The 1,082-nt window shown below is 65.6% G+C and carries 1 protein-coding gene; it reads left to right on the top strand.

Features of this window, described 5'->3' with window-relative positions; all coding sequences use genetic code 11:
* Positions 1-101 precede the first annotated feature (101 nt).
* A complete protein-coding gene (locus ACQRAP_RS08660; protein WP_373205034.1) occupies positions 102-1,073 on the top strand; it encodes an IS30 family transposase in 972 nt (323 codons plus the stop codon).
* The last annotated feature ends 9 nt before the right edge of the window (positions 1,074-1,082 follow it).

Raw genomic sequence — 1,082 nt, 5'->3', positions numbered from 1 at the left:
GCTTGAATCTTCACTCTAAATGCAACGCATCGCAGCGAACAGCGGCCCACGGCCCTCGGTAGAATGGTGTTTGCCTAGAACATCATACGAAAGAGGGGACCATGGGCCACCACATCCATCTTACACTACACGAGCGCGAGGACATCATGATCATGCGCCGGGACGGGAAGGGCGTCTCCGAGATCGCCCGCGCCATAAGGCGCGACAAGTCGACCGTCTCCCGCGAGCTGAGCCGTAACTCGTGCGCCCGGTCCTACCGCGCCTCGACCGCCCAAAGGCGCTACGACGAGCGCAGGAAGGCGTGCCGCCGACGGGCCATCCTCGACGACGGGCATGTGTTCGACCTGGTCAGGGAAAAGTTCCTGGAGCAGCAGTGGTCCCCCGAGCAGATAGAGGGGCGCCTCGCCTTGGAGATGGGCAGGAGCCCCGTGAGCGACACCACGATCTACCGCGGCATACACGCGGGCAGGTTCGACGGCTGCATCGGCGGCCGCAAGGCCAAAAGGAGGCTCAGGCATAGGGGCAAGCGCCGCCGGGGGCCCGATGAGCGCCGCGGCAGGATCCCGATCACGCACGAGATCTCCGAGCGGCCGCAGGCGGCCGAGCTCCGCAGCGAGCCCGGGCATTGGGAGGGGGACACGGTCGCCGGCAAGGCGGGCGGCGCATGCCTGCTGACGCTCGTGGACCGCAGCGACGGCTTCCTCGTGGGCGGCAAATGCCGGCGCAAGACGGCGGAGTGCGTGCGGGCGAGGATGCCGTCGTCGCTCGCGGGCCAGCCCCTGGCGTCGGTGACGCTGGACCGGGGCAAGGAATTCGCCGCCCATGCCCAGGTCACCGACGAGATCGGGGTGGAGTTCTACTTCGCCCTGCCCCACCATCCATGGCAGCGGGGCACCAACGAAAACACCAACGGGCTCCTGCGGGAGTACTTCCCGAAAGGCGAGTCCTTAGACGATGTCAGCGAAAGGCGGGTGCTGGAGGTGTACGATAAGCTCAACCGCAGGCCGCGCAAACGCCTGGGCTACCGAACACCGTACGAGATTCACTACTCCGAGGTGTTGCATTTGATTTGAAGATTCAAG

The sequence above is a fragment of the Collinsella sp. SGI.180 genome (assembly GCF_050313455.1).
GTDB lineage: Bacteria > Actinomycetota > Coriobacteriia > Coriobacteriales > Coriobacteriaceae > Collinsella.
Note: the sequence above shows the minus strand (reverse complement) of the source record. Positions and strands in the feature narration are given on the sequence as shown.

What these genes read in the sequence shown, in the direction of transcription:
- ACQRAP_RS08660 (WP_373205034.1), top strand. Translation starts at nt 102, where the DNA reads ATGGGCCACCACATCCATCTTACACTACACGAGCGCGAGGACATCATG.